Origin of the sequence: Brucella sp. NBRC 12953 (genome assembly GCF_040369775.1) — a bacterium.
GTDB classification, from domain to species: Bacteria; Pseudomonadota; Alphaproteobacteria; order Rhizobiales; family Rhizobiaceae; genus Brucella; species Brucella pseudogrignonensis.
The window spans coordinates 458516-472402 of the sequence record NZ_BAABSV010000002.1 but is presented as its reverse complement, the minus strand read 5'-3'; the positions used below and the strand labels follow the sequence as shown (position 1 = coordinate 472402).

The following is a 13887-nucleotide window of genomic DNA, read 5'->3' as shown; positions in this document are numbered from 1 at the left end:
TCAAATCTGCTGCATAGTTTTATGCGGTGGCACCACAGCCAGGTTTCAAACGCCTTTTGCGGGGCGGAGGCCAGGTTGGATCAGTTAAGGGTCCTAACTATGAGACTGAGCCGTTGACGCGCGCTTCGAAATGGAAATTGCCCGCTATTCTCGGGCTGCTGGTTGCGCCATTTTTGGTGACGGGTTGCACGACGACCAGTGGCACGACCAAAACCAAAACCGAAAAGACGGCGGCGGCTAGCCACGTCAAGACAGTCAATGGCGTCAAGACTTTCACATACACCGCCAAAGACCGCGAATGCCTCGAACGTGCGATGTTCTTCGAATCCAACCGTTCAAGCCCCGATGGTCTGATGGCCGTTGGTACGGTCGTGATGAACCGCCTCGCTTCGGGTAGCTATCCGGATACGATCTGCGGCGTTGTTGGTCAGAAGAACCAGTTTGCGCCCGGCGTTCTGACACGCAAGATGAATTCAAAGGCTATGCCTGACGTTCAGGCAACAGCCGATGCTGTTCTTAAGGGCAAGCGTCATCCTTCACTTAAGAACTCGATGTTCTTCCACACGGCTGGCTTGAAGTTCCCTTACCGCAACATGCATTACGTGCTGGTTGCTGGCGGAAACTCCTTCTACGAAAAGCGTGGTCGCGATGGCGAACTGGAAAATCCGGTTCCACAGACCCCGTACAATCTGGCCTATGCTTCTACTCCACAGGCACCATCCATGCCTGAAGGTCCGTTCTACAACGTAACCGACCAGCAGGATGCGACTGTTCCGCAGGCACAGCCAACAGTGCAGGTTGCGTTGGCTGAAGCAGCGAAGACGACAGAAACCCAGCAGAATGGCGGCGTCGGCCCACAGGCTCGTGGTGATCGTTTGGCTGCTCTGCCTGTCAAACCAGCTGAAAAGCCGGTTATGACACAGGTGGCAAGCTATCAGCCGACATTTGATGAAACGGCTCCTGCTGCGGAAAATGTATCTCTCGGCTATACCGCCGATAAGAAGCATGTCGATGCAATCGGCGCGATGCTTCTGTCGCAGGAACGACCGGAATCACCACTTTAAAGCTGACTTAAGCACATAAAAAAGCGCCCGATAGGGCGCTTTTTTATTATTTTGCCTGCACTGGTACGGGTCGATAAACAGGCTGATAGATAACCATGGGCATATCATAGAAATCAGGTCTGTTCTGCCAGGCACGACGATCCGCACGGCGGTCAAGATCAAGCTGCAACAGGCAGTTGGAAAACGCATCGGATTTTTGTTTGAAACCATAGCTGCGGCAGGTCTGTTCGTCTGCTGCGCGGCGCTGTTCGGGTGTCATAGTTTGACAGCCTGCAAGCAGGCCCGCCAGACCAAGGATAATAAGCACGCTTTTCTTCATAGCCGTTGCTCTCATTGAGTAAAAGTTTCTATCGACCGCGATCTAAATATAGCGCAGTGGCGAGAAAAAGCGTGGTGAAATTAAGTCATCTTGCCCAGCTCATCCTGAAAAATGCGAAGCAGTTTTCAGACACGATGTGCGCCAAACAAAGATTGAGGCGCTTATCTGGTGCAATCAGATTGAAAAGCGCTCTAAACTGCCGTTGATTCTTTCAAACACGAGGCTCGCAGCCATATGGCACATGACAATAACGCTCCCGTCATCGATCCGGTAAAACTCGAACGTCTGGCCGAAGTCGCCGTGCGCGTAGGGCTGCAATTACGCGAAGGTCAGGACCTTGTCATCACCGCACCTGTCGTTGCGCTGCCGCTGGTGCGTTTGATCGCGAAACACGCCTATAAGGCTGGTGCGGGCGTCGTAACGCCATTCTTCTCCGATGATGCAATTGCGCTGGCGCGTTATGAAAATGCATCGGATGAGAGCTTTGATCGTGCGGCTGGCTGGCTTTATGAAGGTATGGCCAAGGCCTATGCCAATGGCGCAGCACGTCTCGCCATCGCTGCTGATAATCCGATGCTGTTGTCCTCACAGGATGCGTCAAAGGTTTCGCGGGCCAATCGCGCCAACTCCAAGGCCTATCAGCCAGCGCTCGAAAAAATCGCAGGTTTCGACATCAACTGGAATATCGTTTCCTATCCGAACCCGGAATGGGCGAAGCTGATGTTCCCAGATGATGCAGAAGCGGTTGCGACCCGTAAGCTGGCGGATGCTATCTTTGCTGCGTCCCGCGTTGATGTGGACGATCCGGTCGGTGCATGGGCCGCGCACAATGCAGCATTGCGCACCCGTACGCGTTTCCTCAACGGCAAGGCATACAGCGCGCTGCATTTTAAGGGACCGGGCACAGACCTGACGGTTGGTCTTGCCGATGGCCATGAATGGCATGGCGGCGCATCGACGGCCAAGAACGGCATAACCTGCAACCCGAATATCCCGACCGAGGAAGTATTCACCACACCACATGCGCTGCGCGTCGAGGGGCATGTATCGAGTACCAAGCCGCTGTCGCATCAGGGCACACTGATCGACAATATTTCCGTGCGCTTTGAAGGTGGACGCATTGTCGAAGCCAAGGCAAGCCGTGGCGAAGAAGTACTCAACAAGGTACTGGATACGGACGAAGGCGCACGTCGTCTGGGCGAAGTGGCGCTGGTTCCGCATTCCTCACCAATTTCACAGAGTGGGCTTCTGTTCTACAACACGCTGTTTGATGAAAATGCTGCGAGCCACATCGCGCTCGGCCAGTGCTATTCGAAATGCTTTATCGATGGTGCAAAGCTTACACCTGAACAGATTGCAGCACAGGGTGGTAATTCAAGCCTCATTCACATCGACTGGATGATCGGTTCCGACAAGATTGATGTCGATGGGGTTAATGCGGATGGCAGCAGAGAGCCTGTCATGCGCGGCGGCGAATGGGCCAACTGATACAAAAAAGGCCGGGAAATTTCCCGGCCTTTTTTGTATTCTCAGAGCACCAAAATCAGTTCTTTTCCTGAACGTGGGCTTCCAGGAACCACAGCGACTTGTCGAGGCTGCGCGAGGCGGCGGTGAAAATATCCGCCGTGGTGTCGTCACCTGCTTCATCCGCATCTTTGATCGACTGGCGCACGAGATTCGCAACATCGCCATAGCGTTCGATCAGCGCTGCCAGATGATCATGAACAGCGAAAATGTCCGTCGGATAAGCTTCAAGCTTGGAGTCTTTTGCGACGACCTGTGTCGTACCATAGGCGGTTCCGCCAAGCTGTACGGCGCGTTCGGCGATGGTATCGACATGCTCGTCGAGGTCAGTGCGGAACGTGTCGAGCAATTCATGCACGGCGATAAATTGCGGTCCCTTGAGGTTCCAGTGCGCCTGCTTGGTGATGAGGGCGAGGTCGATGGTCGCGGCCAGATTTTCATTCAGCAGCGCGATCATCGTGGTCTTTGTATTGGAGGGAAGATCGTTGCGGGTTGCATGCATCGACTTCTTGGACATTTTATCCTCATATCCTTTGCGCGATCCGGCTTGTTTTCGGTGATTGGGATATCGCCGATGAAAAACAAACTTGTTTCTCTAAAAAAACCGGCACCGCCAGATCTCAATGAAAGGCCGGTTTCGGAATACGGTGAATGGTATCCGCCCCGCATCCAGCATAAAAACGTTCCGCACAAAGTTTTGTTCCTGAAAACAGCTGCAAATTTAGCCGGTTTTATGTGTTTCGCTTGTCGCAGGACGATTTCTGATTTACCCGATGGCACATGAAGATACTCGCCCTCGATACCGCCTCTTCCTGGTGTGCTGCCGCAGTCTATGATTCCGGCACAAATACGGTTCTTGCTGAAATCAGCGAGAATATCGGCAAGGGACATGCTGAAGTCCTGATGGACTATATCGAGCAGGCAATGACGCAATCCGGAATTGCTATGGCCGAACTTGATCGTGTAGCTGTCAATGTCGGTCCCGGTTCCTTTACCGGCGTGAGGATTGGTGTGTCGGCCGCACGCGGTTTTGCACTCGCACTTGATCGCCCGGCACTTGGCGTAAGCGCGTTTGATGCACTTGCGTCCGAAGTTGCGATAAGCCATCCGGGACAGCCGGTTCTGGTTTTGCTTGAAGCGCATCGTGGCGAGATTTACGCGCAGGCCTTTGGTGTTGACGCGGTGGCCATAACTGGCCCAATGGTGTTGGCGCGTGAGGAAGCGCTGGCGCTTATTCAGCAGCAATCTTCCGAGACGATTCTGGCGGGTTCGGCTGCCGCTGCTCTCAATGAAACTCTTGCAGGTTCTTTCAGTGTTGCGCGCGTTGAGCCGACAGCTCGCATAGGCACTTATGCAAAGCTTGCGGCCTTACACGAGCCGGGTGAGGCGCCTAAGCCGCTTTACATGCGTGGTCCCGATGTGAAGCCACAGACGGGGTTTGCACTGCCGCGCAAGGCAGGCGGGGAATAGCGTCATGATGAGCTTTGTGCTTGGACGCTTTGGCCGCAGACCTGTTTCAATTGAGCCGCTTGGCGCGCAGGACAGCGGCGAAATTCAACGTATTCACGCGTTGGCCTTTCATCATGGCTGGAGCTCGGACGATTTCCGTTCACTGATTGCGCAGGATTCGGTGTTCGGTTTTGTTGCGCGGCCCGAAGGTAAGCCGGGCAAGGCATGTGGCTTTGTGCTGGCGCGGCTGGTTGCAGGCGAAGCGGAAATTTTAACGATTGCGGTTTCTGATGAGGTGCGCAAGCAGGGTGTCGGACGCTCGCTGATGGATGCGGTGCTGCGTTATCTCTATCAGGAACGCGCAGATACGCTGTTTCTGGAAGTGGATGAAAACAATGTCGCGGCACTCGCATTGTATCGGCGCATGGGTTTCAACAAGGTCGGTGATCGCCCTGCTTATTATGAAACAACCAATGGCCGCTCGTCGGCTTTCATTCTGCGACGTGATCTGGTGAGGCCACAATGATTGGTGCGATCCGCATCATTTTAGTTGTTGCAGCGATGGTGACGCTGAGCCTGTCGCTTATTCCCGTGCAATATGTGTTTCTGAAACTGAAAAACACATGGAAACGCCGCCTGCCGAATTTCTTTCATCGCATTGTAGCGCGCCTGTTTGGCTTTCGGATTACGATTGTCGGAGAAATGCCGGAAGGCCGACCGCTGCTGCTGGTCGCCAATCACACATCATGGAGCGATATTGTCGTTCTTTCGGCGACCGGGCAGGTGTCATTCATCGCCAAGTCTGAAGTCAAAAGCTGGCCGGTATTTGGATTCTTTGCAGTGCTGCAGCGCACTGTCTTCGTTGAACGTGAACGGCGCGGCAAGACAGGCGAACAAACCTCGGATATCGCCAAGCGTCTGGCTGATGGCGATGCGATGGTACTGTTTCCCGAAGGCACGACATCGGATGGCAATCGTGTATTGCCATTTAAAACTGCACTTTTTGGTGCTGCCCATGCAGCAATTCGCGAAGCCGGCGTGCCGGAAGTGATCGTGCAGCCGGTAGCAATTGCCTATACTGGTGTGCATGGCATGGCGATGGGCCGTTATCACCGCCCGATTGCCTCATGGCCGGGTGATGTTCAGTTGATGCCACATCTCAAAGGCATTCTGCGCGAAGGTGCCATCGATGTTGAAGTGCGCTTCGGTGAGCCGATTGTGGTAACTGCCGATACGGATCGCAAAGCGCTTGCCCGCACCATGGAAAACCGGGTGAGGGCACAGTTGCAAAGCTCGCTTTTGGGGCGCGAAGTCGCTGAAGATTAAAGCATTTCCAGCAAAATTCCGAAGCGATTTGCGCGGGATAAGGCGATAAAAACAAAAAGATATAGTATTCCCTATGGTTCATTCTAAATAGGAAATGCTCTGAGAGCGTAAGTTTGTCGCCTTTTAATGCTGTGATAAAAACGCTAGATAGCCGCCATGAGCGAAAACATGACCGATATTCAAAAAGCATCAGATGGCAGCAACACACGTAAGGTCTTTGTGAAGACCTATGGTTGCCAGATGAATGTCTATGACAGCCAGCGCATGGCCGACAGCCTTGCACAGGAAGGCTATGTCACGACCGATACGCCGGATGATGCCGATTTGGTTCTGCTCAACACCTGCCATATTCGCGAAAAGGCATCGGAAAAGCTTTATTCAGCGCTGGGTCGCCTGCGCAAGATGGCTGATAAACGGGGACCAAATGGCAAGGAATTGACCATTGGTGTTGCCGGTTGCGTCGCACAGGCTGAAGGTCAGGAAATCCTGCGCCGTGCGCCAAATGTCGATCTGGTGATCGGACCTCAGACATATCATCGTCTGCCGGATGCGCTTGCGCGCGTGCGTGGCGGCGAAAAGGTTGTCGAAACCGAATATGCCATCGAAGATAAGTTCGAACATCTGCCCGCACCAAAGCGCGAAGAAACCCGCAAGCGTGGTGTCTCGGCTTTTCTGACGGTTCAGGAAGGTTGCGATAAGTTCTGTACGTTCTGCGTAGTGCCCTATACGCGTGGTTCGGAAGTCTCGCGCAGTGTTGCGCAGATTGTTGCTGAAGCAGAACGCCTTGCCGATAGCGGCGTGCGCGAACTCACGCTTTTGGGTCAGAACGTCAATGCATGGCATGGCGAGGGTGATGATGGTCGCGAATGGGGGCTTGGTGAGCTTTTGTTCCGCCTTGCACGCATCCCCGGTGTGGCGCGTTTGCGTTATACGACCAGCCATCCGCGTGACATGGACGACACGCTGATTGCAGCGCATCGCGATCTTCGTCAGCTGATGCCTTACCTGCATCTGCCGGTTCAGGCGGGTTCGGATCGCATTCTCAAGGCGATGAACCGTCGTCACAAGGCTGATGAATATATCCGCCTTGTCGAGCGTATCCGTGAAGTGCGCCCGGATATGGCGCTATCGGGTGATTTTATCGTCGGCTTCCCCGGCGAAACTGATCAGGATTTCGAAGATACGATGCGTTTGGTGCGCGAAGTGCATTATGCGCAGGCCTATTCGTTCAAATATTCGCCGCGTCCCGGCACACCGGGGGCAGATCTTCCCGACCATGTGGAAGAAGCAGTCAAGGATGAACGCCTGCAACGACTTCAGACGCTGTTGAACGAACAGCAATATGCGTTTCAGGATTCGCTCGTTGGCCGTGAAATGGATGTACTTCTGGAAAAGAAGGGCCGTTTCGACCGTCAGATGGTTGGCCGTTCGCCATGGCTTCTGCCTGCGATCATCGATGACAATGAAGATCAGGTCGGTGAAATCATCCGCGTAAAAATTACGGGGACTGGCACCAATAGTCTTATTGCGCAAAAGCTTGTCTAAGCGCATGATGTCATTCAGGCAGTAGTCGCGGTGTCTCGAGTTTCGTACCGAACATTCTGCCGGTACTGCGATTGCAATGCGTGAACCTTAGGGAGATGCGGTTGAGCGCTACGGAAAAGTTAAAGCCTGCCAAGCCAACCATTCAAACGCAAAACAGCCCGACTATAACCCCGGTTACAAGCTCAGCTTCTGGGGCCTCCGATATGGCTCATATCGTCCTCACATTCGACAATAACCGTCTTGCCAGTGCGCTTTACGGCCAGTTCGATGAGAACTTGGCGCGTATCGAGCAGAAGCTCGGTGTCGATGTGCGTTCAAAGGGCAATCAGCTTTCGATTCGTGGAGAACCTACCGCCACCGAACAGGCACGGCGTGCGTTGGATAATCTCTATGAAACTCTGCAAAAGGGCCATGAACTTGGACCGTCAGATGTTGATGGTGCTCTTCGCATGGCGATTGCTGCCGACGATCAGCTGACACTGCCAACCCTTGAAAACAAGGGCAAGCTTTCGTCGGCGCAGATATCTACCCGCAAGAAGACGATCTTTGCCCGCACGCCGGTTCAGGACGCTTATATGCGTGCCTTGGAACGTTCGGAGCTGGTTTTTGGCGTTGGTCCTGCGGGTACGGGTAAAACCTATTTGGCGGTTGCCCATGCTGCCATGTTGCTTGAGCGCGGTCTTGTGGAGCGCATCATTTTGTCTCGTCCGGCTGTTGAAGCAGGCGAGCGTCTCGGCTTTCTGCCCGGCGACATGAAGGAAAAGGTCGATCCTTACCTTCGCCCGCTTTATGACGCGCTTTACGACATGATGCCTGCGGAAAAAGTCGAACGCGCTATTACAGCTGGCGTGATTGAAATCGCTCCACTTGCCTTTATGCGTGGCCGCACGCTTGCGCATTCGGCCGTCATTCTCGATGAAGCGCAGAACACGACATCCATGCAGATGAAGATGTTTCTGACACGTCTTGGTGAAGGTTCGCGCATGATGGTCAATGGCGATCCAAGTCAGATCGATCTTCCGCCCGGCCAGAAATCCGGTCTCGTTGAGGCGCTTCGAGTTCTCGAAGGTGTGGATTCTGTGGTCAAGGTGCGCTTTACCGAGAAGGACGTTGTGCGCCATCCGCTGGTGGCTGCAATTGTCGGCGCTTACGACAATGATGCAAAAAAGCACGCACGGTCAGAATGATTGAAGATTAGTCTTGCATTCCTGTGAGACAATGACGATCTAAAAATATTACGTCCGCTCTCAGGCGGACGTCTCTTTTAACAACTGGAAGGATAGAGCGGCTGTTTCATCGCAAGCCGCGACAGAAGTGTCAGACAACGCGATCCAAATCGATATTATGATCGAAGCCGGCAACTGGCCGGATGAAACAGTCCTTGAAGGGCTTGTGAAACGCTCCGTTGAGGCGGCCTGGGATAATCTCCGGTTGAAGCCTGCAGAGAGCGAACTCAGTCTGGTTTTTACAGACGATGCTTCAATCCGGAAGATCAATGCCGAGTGGCGTAACAAGGACAAGCCGACCAATGTACTGTCCTTCCCAGCTTACCCTGTAAAGGCTGGCGAGCAGCCTGGCCCGATGCTTGGCGATATTATCGTCGCACGGGAAACGGTAGAACGCGAAGCTCTCGAAGAGGGCAAGCCACTCGATAACCATCTTTCCCATCTCGTGGTGCATGGCTTTTTGCATCTTTTGGGGTACGATCACGAGACGGAAGAGGAGGCCGAGGAGATGGAACGCCGTGAGCGCGAAATCCTTCATGCTCTTGCCATCCCTGACCCTTATGCTGTATCCGATTTAAACGTTGAAACAGATTGATCATGGCTGACCAAAACAATTCCTCGACCGCTGGCGATAGCCGAAGCGACACACAAGACGCCGAAGGGCAAAGTACGCAGCGCTCACAATCGAGCGAAAAGCGTTCCCTGCTGGCAAATATTTTCCCGTTCATGCGTTCGCGCCAGTCATCTTCCTTGCGTGAAGATTTGGCTGATGCGCTTTCAAGCACCGAAAGCGAACAGGATTCCGCTTTCTCGCCTGAAGAAAAGGCGATGCTTCATAACATTCTGCGCCTGCGTGAAATCCGCGTCGAAGACGTGATGATTCCGCGTGCGGATGTCGTGGCCGTTGAAATCTCCACGCCTCTTTGGGAAGTGCTCGAACTGTTTGAAAGCTCGGGCCATTCGCGTATGCCGGTCTATTCCGAAACGCTCGATGATCCGCGCGGCATGATCCATATCCGCGATGTTCTTAATTATATCACTAAGCAGGCCCGTCAGAAGACGACCCGCCGAACGACCGCGCGCAAGACTGCAGAGACGAGTGCTGCCAAGTTTGACATGGGCCGGATCGATCTTACCAAGACGATTGGTGAACTTAATCTGATGCGTAAGGTTTTGTTCGTACCGCCATCGATGATGGCAAGCGGACTGATGGCGCGTATGCAGGCAACCCATATCCAGATGGCGCTGGTCATCGATGAATATGGTGGCACTGACGGTCTGGCTTCGCTGGAAGATATTGTCGAAATGGTTGTCGGCGATATTGAAGACGAGCATGACGACGAAGAAATCATGATCGCCGAAGAAGCAGACGGCGTTTTTGTTGTTGATGCTCGTGCTGATCTTGAGGAGCTGACTCAGAAGATCGGCCCTTCCTTTGAAGTGGGCGAGCATGGCGAGGATGTCGACACCGTCGGCGGCCTTATCTTCTCCGTCCTCGGGCGCATTCCAGTACGTGGCGAAGTGGTTCAGGCAATTCCGGGATATGAGTTCCATGTGCTGGAAGTTGACCCGCGTCGTGTGAAGCGGGTTCGCATTGTACCACTTTCAGAAGCTGATCGTCGCAGGCAGTTGCGTGCCGTAACCACTCCCAAGACGGATGAAGGCGTTTCCGATAGCACGCCAGAAACAACGGAAGCGTCCAAAGAGGCCTGATGATCAAGGGGCTTGCGGGGAAAATAGCGTCTTTAAGCGGCTGGCGTCGAGCATTGGTTGCTTTTATCAGCGGCGCTATTGCGACTCTGACGCAGCCTCCCTTTGATATTTTCATCGCAGGCTTTATCGCCTTCCCTCTACTTGTCTGGCTGATGGATGGTGCTGTTCCCGACGCGAACAAAGGCCCGATCAAACGCTTTTTCCCTGTTGGTCTCATAGGCTGGTGGTTTGGCTTCGGCTATTTCGTGTCCGGTCTCTGGTGGATCGGGTCGGCCCTTCTGGTCGATGCGCGACAGTTTGCCTGGGCCATACCACTTGCCGTTTTAGGCCTTCCGGCGTTTCTTGCCATTTTCTACGGACTGGCTGCGATGATCGCTCGGCTGTTCTGGTCCGATGGTATGGGGCGTATTTTCGCTGTCGCACTTGGCTTCGGCCTCACCGAATGGTTGCGAACCTTTGTTTTCACGGGTTTCCCGTGGAATGCATTGGGCTATGCCGCGATGCCGACACCGATGATGATGCAATCGGTCGAGATCATCGGTCTTGTTGGCATGAGTGCGCTTGCAGCACTTGTCTTTTCCGCACCGGCGCTGCTCAGCGGCGGGAAACTGGCAAAGACGGGCATGGGGCTGGCAGCACTGCTAGTGGCCGCTCATATCGGCTTTGGCTTCTGGGTCTTGTCAAACGCGCCTGCACTCGACACAGACCGCACAACGCTTTCGATCCGTATTGTGCAGCCTTCCATTTCGCAAAGCCTGAAGTGGGACAACAACGAGCGTCGCGCAATTTTTGACAAATTCATTGCGATGACCGAACAGGCGCCAAAAAACGGCAATCCAAGGCCGGATGTCGTGATCTGGCCGGAAACTGCGGTTCCCTATATTCTGTCATCGACACCAGAGGCGCTCGCGCGTATTGCCGATGTGGTCGGTGACGATCAGGTTTTGCTGACGGGTGCCGTGCGCGAAGAACTCGTGCCGCGCCGCGACCCGCGTTATTATAATTCGATCCTGACGATCAACGGCGACGGAAAAATCATCGATTACACTGACAAAGTGCATCTTGTTCCATTTGGTGAATATTTGCCATTTGAGCAGATTTTGCGCAGTTTAGGTCTTCAGGAAATCGTGGAGATGCCAGGCGGCTTTACTGCCGCAAAGGCGCGCCACGCCATCAACGTAATGGAAGGCCAGACCTTCCTGCCGCTCATTTGTTATGAAGCAATTTTCCCTGACGAGCTTTCCTATACTGGACGCAAGGTGACTGCGATCGTCAATGTTACCAATGATGCCTGGTACGGTGACACGCCGGGACCTTACCAGCATTTCCGACAGGCACAGGTGCGTTCGGTTGAACAAGGCCTTCCGTTGGTGCGTGCAGCAAATAATGGTATTTCAGCAGTCGTCGATGCCTATGGTCGAATCATAGAGCAACTTCCACTCGACGCCGTTGGCGTCATAGATGCTTATCTTCCCGAAGAACGTGTCCCATTTTGGGGCAATGCACCCGGTGGTAAGCAGGCTCTTTCTATCCTGTTAACCTTACTCGCCGTATGCGTGTGCATGCGGCTGCCAATTGGCAGGCGTTTTCATTGACACGACAATTTTGTTAAGCTGTTATGGTCGCGCGGTGACGGTTTCTTGCGCAAACCTGTCAGACTACCTCCCACAATGAATTTTATCGCTGTTCAGATGAACAGGACATGAATGAAAGCTCGCAGTTGCGAGGAGTGAAAGCTGTATGATTGAGAATAAAAAGAAACCCAACCCCATCGACGTGCATGTTGGCAGCCGCATCCGCCTTCGCCGCAATATGCTGGGTCTCAGTCAGGAAAAATTAGGCGAAAGCCTCGGCATCACTTTCCAGCAGATCCAGAAATACGAAAAAGGCACCAATCGCGTCGGTGCAAGCAGACTTCAGGCTATTTCTTCTATCCTTACCGTTCCTGTTTCTTTCTTTTTTGAAGACGCGCCTGGTTCCAGTGCGACAACGCCCGCTGGTTTTGCCGAGGACAATGAAGCGACTTACGTCGTTGATTTTCTCAATTCGAACGAAGGTGTGCAGCTAACGCGCGCATTTACCAAGATTTCGGATCCTAAAGTACGTCGTAAAATCATTGATCTTGTGAAGTCTCTCGCTGCAGAAGGCGAATAAGGCGTAATTTGTTCACAAAAGCGTATGCCGGGAGGATTTTTTCCGGCATCGCGGTGTTGCAACAAGAATATGCATTGACGGTCCAATCCCAACTTCGCTAACACATTGATGTGCCCGGAACGTAATGAAACAGTTCCGGGCGCTACTGTGTTTCCATGGCGGACATTCGTTCCGTTGGATTTTCAAGAGGGGTTACCCGTGTCGCGCAGTTCTTATCTCTTCACCAGCGAATCCGTGTCTGAAGGTCATCCAGACAAGGTTTGCGACCGTATTTCCGATGAAATCGTAGACATGATCTATAAGGAAGCGCGCCGCACCGGCGTCGATCCCTGGTCTGTTCGCGTTGCATGTGAAACGCTTGCCACCACCAATCGCGTGGTCATCGCTGGCGAAGTACGCGTGCCTGACACTTTCCTGAAGAAGAATAAGGACGGCACCATCGCGCACGACGCGGCGGGGCATCCGCTGATTAATCCTTCCCGTTTCCGCTCAGCAGCGCGCAAGGCGATCCGTGAAATCGGTTATGAGCAGGACGGCTTTAACTGGCGTACGGTGAAAATCGATGTGCTTCTGCATCCACAATCTGCCGACATCGCGCAGGGCGTGGACAACGCATCTGATCGTCAGGGCGAAGAAGGTGCAGGCGATCAGGGCATCATGTTCGGCTATGCCTGCCGTGAAACCCCAGATCTCATGCCGGCACCGATCTACTATTCGCACAAGATTCTTGAAAAGCTTGCCGAAGCCCGCCACAAAGGTGAAGGCGATCCAGGTAAGCTCGGCCCTGACGCCAAGAGCCAGGTGACGGTTCGTTACGAGAACGGCAAGGCCGCTGAAGTCACGCAGATCGTTCTTTCGACGCAGCATCTTGATGCGAGTTGGGATTCGAAGAAGGTGCGTTCGGTTGTCGAGCCTTACATTCGCGAAGCGCTTGGCGATCTGCCGGTTGCCGCAAACTGCAACTGGTACATCAATCCAACCGGTAAGTTTGTCATTGGCGGTCCGGATGGTGACGCCGGTCTGACCGGTCGCAAGATCATCGTCGACACTTATGGCGGCGCAGCACCGCACGGCGGCGGTGCATTCTCCGGCAAGGACACGACCAAGGTTGATCGTTCGGCGGCTTATGCTGCGCGTTATCTTGCCAAGAACGTAGTTGCGGCCAATCTCGCAGACCGTTGCACGATCCAGCTTTCCTATGCCATTGGCGTTGCCCAGCCGCTTTCGGTCTATGTTGACCTGCACGGCACCGGCAAGGTTGACGAATCGGCTGTTGAAGAAGCGCTGCGCAAGGTCATGGACCTGTCGCCAACCGGCATCCGCAAGCATCTAGATCTCAACAAGCCTATCTATGCCAAGACCTCTTCTTACGGCCATTTTGGTCGCAAGGCTGGTCGTGATGGTTCCTTCTCCTGGGAGAAGACCGATCTTACCAAGGCATTGAAGGCAGCACTCTCAGCCTGATTGATTACATTTCCAGCAACACTGCGCAGCGGTTTTGCATAGGATAATGCGTAAAAAAGAGTTAGAGCGGTTCCCACGATACCGCTTTAACTGGAACAGCGAT

15 protein-coding genes are annotated in these 13887 nt (G+C 53.7%); 13 read left to right on the top strand and 2 right to left on the bottom strand.

What is annotated here, in order from left to right; all coding sequences use genetic code 11:
* Positions 1 to 113: 113 nt before the first annotated feature.
* Positions 114 to 1064 (top strand): cell wall hydrolase, encoded by a 951-nt coding sequence (locus ABWV94_RS06120; RefSeq protein ID WP_112804530.1) that lies wholly within the window; start codon positions 114 to 116, stop codon positions 1062 to 1064.
* A 46-nt stretch (positions 1065 to 1110) separates the two neighbouring features.
* Here the strand turns inward: ABWV94_RS06120 and ABWV94_RS06115 are convergent, their stop codons facing one another.
* A complete protein-coding gene (locus ABWV94_RS06115) occupies positions 1111 to 1383 on the bottom strand; it encodes a hypothetical protein (protein ID WP_064322293.1) in 273 nt (90 codons plus the stop codon).
* Between the two features lie 234 nt (positions 1384 to 1617).
* Between ABWV94_RS06115 and ABWV94_RS06110 the strand changes: the two genes are divergently transcribed.
* Entirely contained in the window at positions 1618 to 2871 is a 1254-nt protein-coding gene (locus ABWV94_RS06110; RefSeq protein WP_079212518.1) for an aminopeptidase, read from the top strand.
* Positions 2872 to 2926: 55 nt separating this feature from the next.
* Here the strand turns inward: ABWV94_RS06110 and dps are convergent, their stop codons facing one another.
* A complete protein-coding gene (gene dps / locus ABWV94_RS06105; protein ID WP_113496128.1) occupies positions 2927 to 3424 on the bottom strand; it encodes a DNA starvation/stationary phase protection protein Dps in 498 nt (165 codons plus the stop codon).
* A gap of 57 nt (positions 3425 to 3481) precedes the next feature.
* On the opposite strand from dps, the gene ABWV94_RS06100 reads away from it, so the two are divergent.
* The 11 genes from ABWV94_RS06100 (at position 3482) to metK (ending at position 13784) form a co-directional block, all read left to right on the top strand.
* A complete protein-coding gene (locus tag ABWV94_RS06100) occupies positions 3482 to 3691 on the top strand; it encodes a hypothetical protein (protein WP_113496127.1) in 210 nt (69 codons plus the stop codon).
* Positions 3688 to 4377 carry a tRNA (adenosine(37)-N6)-threonylcarbamoyltransferase complex dimerization subunit type 1 TsaB gene (gene tsaB, locus ABWV94_RS06095; RefSeq protein ID WP_113158777.1) on the top strand — a complete coding sequence of 230 codons (690 nt, stop codon included), beginning with the start codon at positions 3688 to 3690 and terminating at the stop codon, positions 4375 to 4377. The genes ABWV94_RS06100 and tsaB overlap by 4 nt, the downstream gene beginning before the upstream one ends.
* A gap of 4 nt (positions 4378 to 4381) precedes the next feature.
* A complete protein-coding gene (rimI, locus tag ABWV94_RS06090; protein ID WP_112804532.1) occupies positions 4382 to 4882 on the top strand; it encodes a ribosomal protein S18-alanine N-acetyltransferase in 501 nt (166 codons plus the stop codon).
* Entirely contained in the window at positions 4879 to 5682 is an 804-nt protein-coding gene (gene olsA, locus ABWV94_RS06085) for a lyso-ornithine lipid O-acyltransferase (protein WP_113496126.1), read from the top strand. Before rimI ends, olsA begins: the two co-directional genes overlap by 4 nt.
* Positions 5683 to 5838: 156 nt before the next feature.
* Complete coding sequence (gene miaB / locus ABWV94_RS06080; protein ID WP_113496125.1) at positions 5839 to 7227, top strand: tRNA (N6-isopentenyl adenosine(37)-C2)-methylthiotransferase MiaB; 1389 nt, start codon at positions 5839 to 5841, stop codon at positions 7225 to 7227.
* A 101-nt stretch (positions 7228 to 7328) separates the two neighbouring features.
* Positions 7329 to 8414: a PhoH family protein gene (locus ABWV94_RS06075; RefSeq protein WP_171380001.1), complete on the top strand. Its 1086-nt coding sequence runs from the start codon at positions 7329 to 7331 to the stop codon at positions 8412 to 8414.
* Between the two features lie 127 nt (positions 8415 to 8541).
* Complete coding sequence (gene ybeY / locus ABWV94_RS06070; RefSeq protein WP_039859414.1) at positions 8542 to 9048, top strand: rRNA maturation RNase YbeY; 507 nt, start codon at positions 8542 to 8544, stop codon at positions 9046 to 9048.
* A gap of 2 nt (positions 9049 to 9050) precedes the next feature.
* The gene (locus tag ABWV94_RS06065; protein ID WP_113158779.1) at positions 9051 to 10166 is read left to right on the top strand and encodes a hemolysin family protein; all 1116 of its coding nucleotides are present in this window, start codon (positions 9051 to 9053) and stop codon (positions 10164 to 10166) included.
* A complete protein-coding gene (lnt, locus tag ABWV94_RS06060) occupies positions 10166 to 11761 on the top strand; it encodes an apolipoprotein N-acyltransferase (protein ID WP_113158780.1) in 1596 nt (531 codons plus the stop codon). Before ABWV94_RS06065 ends, lnt begins: the two co-directional genes overlap by 1 nt.
* Positions 11762 to 11906: 145 nt before the next feature.
* A complete protein-coding gene (locus ABWV94_RS06055; protein WP_007872815.1) occupies positions 11907 to 12320 on the top strand; it encodes a helix-turn-helix domain-containing protein in 414 nt (137 codons plus the stop codon).
* A 198-nt stretch (positions 12321 to 12518) separates the two neighbouring features.
* A complete protein-coding gene (gene metK / locus ABWV94_RS06050; protein WP_079212525.1) occupies positions 12519 to 13784 on the top strand; it encodes a methionine adenosyltransferase in 1266 nt (421 codons plus the stop codon).
* Positions 13785 to 13887 lie beyond the last annotated feature (103 nt).

Bases quoted from the DNA above. Each gene is read 5' to 3' on its own strand.
- miaB (WP_113496125.1), top strand. From the start codon at position 5,839: ATGAGCGAAAACATGACCGATATTCAAAAAGCATCAGATGGCAGCAAC.
- lnt (WP_113158780.1), top strand. From the start codon at position 10,166: ATGATCAAGGGGCTTGCGGGGAAAATAGCGTCTTTAAGCGGCTGGCGT.
- tsaB (WP_113158777.1), top strand. From the start codon at position 3,688: ATGAAGATACTCGCCCTCGATACCGCCTCTTCCTGGTGTGCTGCCGCA.
- ABWV94_RS06100 (WP_113496127.1), top strand. From the start codon at position 3,482: ATGAAAAACAAACTTGTTTCTCTAAAAAAACCGGCACCGCCAGATCTC.
- ABWV94_RS06110 (WP_079212518.1), top strand. From the start codon at position 1,618: ATGGCACATGACAATAACGCTCCCGTCATCGATCCGGTAAAACTCGAA.
- ABWV94_RS06065 (WP_113158779.1), top strand. From the start codon at position 9,051: ATGGCTGACCAAAACAATTCCTCGACCGCTGGCGATAGCCGAAGCGAC.
- dps (WP_113496128.1), bottom strand. From the start codon at position 3,424: ATGTCCAAGAAGTCGATGCATGCAACCCGCAACGATCTTCCCTCCAAT.
- olsA (WP_113496126.1), top strand. From the start codon at position 4,879: ATGATTGGTGCGATCCGCATCATTTTAGTTGTTGCAGCGATGGTGACG.
- ABWV94_RS06055 (WP_007872815.1), top strand. From the start codon at position 11,907: ATGATTGAGAATAAAAAGAAACCCAACCCCATCGACGTGCATGTTGGC.
- rimI (WP_112804532.1), top strand. From the start codon at position 4,382: ATGATGAGCTTTGTGCTTGGACGCTTTGGCCGCAGACCTGTTTCAATT.
- ABWV94_RS06115 (WP_064322293.1), bottom strand. From the start codon at position 1,383: ATGAAGAAAAGCGTGCTTATTATCCTTGGTCTGGCGGGCCTGCTTGCA.